Below are 6,933 nucleotides of genomic sequence, written 5' to 3' on the forward strand. Positions count from 1 at the left end.
CGCCAGCTCCTCCGCCCCCTCGGCCGCCGCACCACGCCGACTCACCAACACCAGACTCCGCACACCACGCTCCGCCACCAGATGCCGCGCCACCAAACCACCCAGCGTCCCCGTCGCACCCGTCACCAGCACGGCGCCCTCGCCGAAACCCGAGTCCACGACCGCCCCGGGCACCACACGCGCCAGCCTCGGCACACGTATCCCGCCGCCCCGGACGGCCAGTTGCGGCTCGCCCGTGGCCAGCGCGGCCGGCAGCGCCTCGACGGAGGCGACGTCGTCGTCCAGGTCCAGCAGCACGATCCGGTCCGGATTCTCCGACTGCGCCGACCGCACCAACCCCCACACCGCCGCCTGCGCCACGTCCCGCACCGCCTCCCCGACGGTGGCGGCGACGGCGCCGCGCGTCACCAGTGCCAGCCTGGTCGCGTCGAACCGCGCGTCGGCGAGCCAGGTCCGCACGGTGCTCAGCGCCCAGTGCGCGGCGACGTGCGCCTCGGCGGCCGGGTCGGCACCCGAGCCGACCGGGCAGGAGAGAACCGCCACGTCCGGCAGCGCGGTCGCCGAGCCCAGCGTGTCGAGGTCGGTCCACCGCACCACCGGGTGGTCCGCGTCACCGGCCGGCAGCGGCACCCAGTCGACACCGAACAACCCGTCCACGCCGGGCTGTTCCAGTGCGGCCGGGCGCAGTACCAGCGTGTCCACGGAGGCCACCGGCGCGCCCGTGCCGTCGGCCACCGCCAGCGCCACGCCCTCGGCGCCCACCGGCGTCATCCGCACCCGCAGCACGCTCGCCCCGGACGCGTGCAGCCGCACCCCGGACCAGGAGAACGGCAGCCGCCCGGTGCCGTCCGCGTCGGGGAGCAGCCCGACGGCGTGCAGGGCGGCGTCCAGCAGCGCCGGGTGCAACCCGAAGCCCCCCGCCTTCACGCCCTCCGGCAGCGCCACCTCAGCGAACACCTCGCCACCGGCCCGCCACGCGGCCCGCAGCCCCCGAAAGACCGGGCCATAACCGAAACCACCCGCCGCCATCCGCTCGTAGAAGCCCTCCAGCCCGATCGCCTCGGCCCCGGCCGGCGGCCACTCGACCAGCACCGACTCCTCACCCCGGCCACCCGCCCGCACCACACCCGTCGCGTGCCGCGTCCACGCCCGACCGTCATCGACCGCGTCACCGTCGCTCGAATACAGCGTCAGCTCCCGGCGCCCCGAACCGTCCGCCGCGCCCACCCACACCTGCACCCGCACCGAGCCGGTCGCCGGCAGGACCAGCGGCGCCTCCAGCGTCAACTCCTCCACCAGATCACAACCGACCTGGTCACCAGCCCGCACCGCCAACTCGACAAACGCCGTGCCGGGCAGCAGGATCAGGCCCTGAACGGCGTGGTCGGCGAGCCACGGGTGGGTCTGGACGGACAGCCTTCCGGTCAGCAGGGTCCCGTCCGTGCCGCCGAGCGCGATGGTGGCGCCCAGCAGTGGATGCTCGGCCGGACCGAGGCCGGCCGCCGCGACATTGCCGATCAGCGGCTGCGCGTCGGGCCAGTACCGTTCCCGCTGGAACGCGTAGGTCGGCAGGTCGACCCGCCGGGCGCCGCTGCCGGCGAAGAACGCCGCCCAGTCCACCGGGGTGCCGCTCGCGTGAAGCTGCCCCAGGGCCAGAACGATTGCCGCCTCCTCGTCGCGGTCGGCGCGCAGGGCGGGGACGAACGCGGCGTCCGGCGCGGTCTCCTGACCGAGCGCGGAGAGCGTGCCACCGGGCCCGACCTCCAGGAACGTGGCTATCCCCTGATCGGTGAGCGTGCCGACGGCATCGGCGAACCGGACCGCCTCGCGGACGTGCCGCACCCAATAGTCGGGGTCGCCCAACTCGTTGGCGGAGGCAGGTCGGCCGGTGAGCGTGGAGACGATCGGCAGGCCGGGCGTCCCGTAGCTGACTTCGGAAAGAACCCGGCGGAAGTCCTCCAGCATCGGGTCCATCAACGGCGAGTGGAACGCGTGGCTGACCCGCAGCCGCGTCACCTTCCGCCCCTCCGCCTTCCAGTGCTCCGCAACCGCCTCCACATCGCCCTCGGCACCGGAAACCACCACGGACGACGGCCCGTTGACCGCCGCGATACCGACGTTCCCGGTCAGCGTCGGCAACACCTCCGCCTCACCCGCCCGGATCGCCACCATCGCCCCACCCGCCGGCAACGCCTGCATCAACCCGGCACGCGCCGCCACCACCCGCGCCGCATCCGACAGAGACCACACCCCCGCCACATGCGCCGCCGCCAACTCACCGATCGAATGACCGGCGAGCAGATCGGGACGGACGCCCCAGGACTCAAGGAGCCGGAACAGCGCCACCTCGACCGCGAACAACGCCGGCTGGGTGAACACCGTCCGGTCGAGTGTCTCCTGGTCGTCCCCGTGCAGGGTTTCGGCGACCGCCGGGTCGAAGTGCGCGAGCACCTCGTCCAGCGCCTCCGCGAACACCGGGAAACGAGCGGCGAGTTCACGCCCCATCCCCAACCGCTGCGCACCCTGACCCGAGAACAGGAACGCCACCCGACCGGCCCCGCTCGCCTCGCCAGCCGTCACCGCACCACTCGGACGCCCCTCGGCCAACGCCGCCAACGCCTCCCGGAAACCCTCACGGTCCTCGGCGACGATCACCGCCCGCCGCTCCAACGCCGACCGCGAAGTCGCCAACGAGAAGCCGACATCCACCGGCGCGTACTCATCCACCGCGTCGAGGAGCCGCGCGGCCTGCCCCCGCAGCGCCTCCGGGCCGCGTGCCGACAACAGCCAGGGCACCCACCCCGGCTCGCTCACCGGTTCCGCCTCCGCCTCGGCCTCCTCGGCCTCCTCGGCAACCGGCGCCTGCTCGATGATGGTGTGCGCGTTGGTCCCACTGAACCCGAACGACGACACACCAGCCCGCCACGGCCGCCCCACCGCCGGCCAGGAACGCTCGTCGGTGAGCAGCTCCACCGCGCCGGCCGACCAGTCGACGTGCGGCGAGGGCTCGTCGACGTGCAGCGTGCGGGGCAGCACCCCGTGCCGCATGGCCAGCACCATCTTGATGACCCCGGCGACGCCGGCAGCCGCCTGGGTGTGCCCGATGTTGGACTTGATGGAGCCCAACCACAGGGGCTCGCCGGCTCGTTCCTGGCCGTAGGTGGCCAGCAGGGCGTGCGCCTCGATCGGGTCACCGAGCGTGGTGCCCGTCCCGTGCGCCTCCACCACGTCCACATCCGCCGCACGCAGCCCGGCCGACGCCAACGCCTGGCGGATCACCCGCTGTTGAGAAGGACCGTTCGGCGCGGTCAACCCGTTGGAGGCCCCGTCCTGGTTGACCGCGGAGCCCTTCACCACGGCGAGGACCTGGTGCCCGTTGCGCTGGGCGTCGGAAAGCCGCTCCACGAACAGCATTCCGATGCCCTCGCCCCAGCCGGTGCCGTCGGCGGCGCCGGCGAACGCCTTGCAGCGGCCGTCCAGGGCCAGCCCGCGCTGCCGGCTGAACTCGACGAACGAGGTCGGCGTGGACATCACCGTGACGCCGCCGGCCAGCGCCAGCTCGCACTCACCCGAACGCAGCGCCTGCACGGCCAGATGAAGGGCGACCAGCGAGGAGGAGCACGCCGTGTCGACCGTGACCGCGGGCCCCTCGAAACCGAAGGTGTAGGAGAGCCGGCCGGAGGCGACGCTGGCGGCGTTGCCGGTGGCGGCATAGCCGCCGAAGTCGTCGCCGGCGCCGCCCAACACCCAGCCGTAGTCCTGCATGTTGGAGCCGACGAAGACACCGACCCGTTCGCCCCGCAGCGCCTCCGGGTCGACGCCGGCGCGCTCCAGCACCTCCCAGGAGGTCTCCAGCAGCAGCCGCTGCTGCGGGTCCATCGCCAACGCCTCACGCGGCGAGATCCCGAAGAACGCCGGATCGAACTCGGCCACCCGGTCGAGGAAGGCTCCCATCCGGCTGTAGGTGGTGCCGGGGTTGCCGGGGTCCGGGTGGTAGAGGGCCTCGACGTCCCAGCCCCGGTCGGTGGGGAACTCCCCGACCGCGTCCTCGTCCGAGAGGAGCGCCCGCCACAGGTCCTCGGGGGACTCGACGCCCCCGGGGAAGCGGCAGGCCATGCCGACGATGGCGATCGGCTCGTCCGTGACACCGGCGACCGTCGCCGGGGTGGTGGGGGCGGCGGCGCGCACGCCGGAGAGCTCGGTGCGCAGGTAGGCGGCGAGCGCGGCGGCCGTCGGGTAGTCGAAGACCAGCGTGGCGGGCAGGGCGACGCCGGTGGTCTCGCCGAGGCGGCTGCGCAGTTCCATCGCGGTGAGCGAGTCGAAGCCCAGCTCGCGGAAGGCGCGGGTGGCGGAGAACGTCTCGCCGGAGGCGTGTCCGAGGACCGTCGCCGCCTCGGCCCGCACCAACTCGGTGAGCTGGCGTTCCTGCTCCGCCTCGTCCAGCTCGGCCAGCCGTTCGCCCAGGGCAGACGTCGCGGGCTCGGCCGCTTCGGTCGCGAACGCCGCCCGCACCTCGGGCAGTTCGCCGAGCAACGGGCTGGGACGCTGCGCCATGAACGTACCGGCGAACCGGGGCCAGTCGACATCCGCGATGACCACGTTGCCGTCGCCACGCTCCAGCGCGGTGGCCAGCCCGGCGATCGCCACGGCCGGCGCCATCGCGGGCAGCCCACGGCGGCGCAGTTGGCCGGCGGCGTCCCCGCCGGCGTTGGCGACCATGCCCCCGCCGTCCCAGGGGCCCCAGGCCACGGCGGTGGCCGGCAGACCCGCGGCCCGACGGTGCTCGGCCAGCGCGTCGAGATACGCGTTGGCCGCCGCATAGGCGCCCTGCCCGCCGCTGCCCCAGACACCGGCGATGGAGGAGAAAAGGACAAAGGCGTCCAACGGCCGGTCACCCAGCAGCTCGTGCAGATGACGCGCGCCCCCCGCCTTCGCGGCGAGCACCTCGGCGAACTCGCCCGGGTCTCCGGGGTCCACCTCGGCCAGCAGACCGGAGCGTTCGATGCCCGCCGCGTGCACGACGGCGTTCAACGACGGAATGCCGTCAAGGAGTTCGGCGACGGCGGCCCGGTCGGTGATGTCACAGGCCGCGAACGACACCTCGGCGCCCAACGCGGCCAGCTCGGCGGCCAGTTGGTCGGCACCGGACGTGGCCCGGCCCCGGCGGCCGACGAGCACCAGGTGCTCGGCGCCGTGCGCCGCCAGCCAACGGGCCACATGCCCACCGAGCGCGCCCAACCCACCGGTCACCAGCACCGTCCCGCGCGGCGACCAACCATCCGCGACCGGCGCCGTGTCAAGCGGTGCCGGTATCAGGCGCCGGCCCCACAGCCCGCCCGCGCGCACCGCCACCTGATCCTCGCCCATGGTCCCGGCGAGAGCGGCGGCCAACAGCTCCCCCGCCCGCTCGTCCCACTCCACCGGCAGATCGACCAGACCACCCCAACGCTCGGCGTGCTCCAACGCCGCCACCCGCCCAAGGCCCCACACCATCGACTGCTCGAAACCCTCGACCACGTCACCCGCGACCGCCGCCACCGCACCCGACGTCACCGCCCACAACGGAGCCGAAACACCCGCCGCGCCCAACGCCCGCAACAACGCGACGGTGTCGCCCACCCCCGCCTCGGCCAGTCCCAACAGCGAGACGACACCCGCCAGTTCAGGCAGCCCGCCCAGCCGGTCCGCCCAGTCGTCCGACCCCGGCTCGACCAAGAGCACACGCGCCTGCGCACCCCGCGCGGCCAACACCTCCCGCACCCAACCGGCACGCTCCTCACCCGCCGGCGCCACCACCAACCAGACACCCGACAACGCCGCGTCCCCGGCGACCACCGGCCGCCACTCCACCCGATAACGCCAGCCCTCAGCGGCCAGCCGGTCCCGTTGGCCGCCACGCCAGGCGGCGAGCCGGGGCAGCACCGCACTCAGCGGCTCGTCCGCCGAGACCTCCAACATGCGGGCGAGTTCCGCGAAGTCGTTGCCCTCCACCACATCCCAGAACCCGGCCTCGGCCGGCGAGACCGGTTCCGCGGTCGGATGGGCGGCCGACGCGTCCAGCCAGTAGCGCTCCCGCTGGAACGCGTATGTCGGCAGATCCACGTGCCGGCTGCCGGCACCCGGGAAGAACGCCGACCAGTCCAACGAAACGCCCCGCGCGTGAAGTTGACCCACGGCGGTCAGCGCGGCAACCGGCTCGGCCCGGTCCCCGCGCAACACCGGCACAAACACCGCCTCAGGCGCGCACTCCTGCCCCAGCGCGGCCAACGTCCCACCGGGCCCGACCTCGACAAAGGTGGTCACGCCCTCGCCGCTCAACGAGGTGACGGCGTCGGCGAACCGGACCGCCTCCCGCACATGCCGCACCCAGTAGCCCGGGTCGCCCAACTCCTCGGCGGAGGCAGGTCGGCCGGTCAGCGTGGAGACGATCGGCAGCGTCGGCGCCTGGAAGGTCACCGACTCCAGCACCCACCGGAACTCGTCCAGCATCGGGTCCATCAACGGCGAGTGGAACGCGTGGCTGACCCGCAGCCGCGTCACCTTCCGCCCCTCACCACGCCAGTGCTCCGCGACCGCCTCCACATCGGCCTCGGCACCGGAAACCACCACCGACGAAGGCCCGTTGACCGCCGCGATACCCACCTCCCCGGACAGCGTCGGCAACACCTCCGCCTCACCCGCCCGAATCGCCACCATCGCCCCACCGCTCGGCAACCCCTGCATCAACGCACCCCGAGCAGCCACCACCCGCGCCGCATCCGACAGAGACCACACCCCCGCCACATGCGCCGCCGCCAACTCACCAATCGAATGACCGGCCAACACATCCGCCCGCACACCCCACGACTCAAGAAGCCGGAAGAGCGCCACCTCCACCGCGAACAACGCCGGCTGAGTCACCCCCGTCTCGTTCAACGCCCCCTCGTCCGCACC

1 protein-coding gene is annotated in these 6,933 nt (G+C 73.6%); it reads right to left on the reverse strand.

From position 1 onward, the window contains the following. A partial coding sequence (locus tag CRP51_RS27765) for a type I polyketide synthase (RefSeq protein WP_141514698.1) occupies positions 1–6,933 on the reverse strand: 6,933 nt, incomplete at both ends.

It is taken from the genome of Streptomyces zhaozhouensis (assembly GCF_900230195.1).
Lineage (GTDB): Bacteria > Actinomycetota > Actinomycetes > Streptomycetales > Streptomycetaceae > Streptomyces > Streptomyces zhaozhouensis.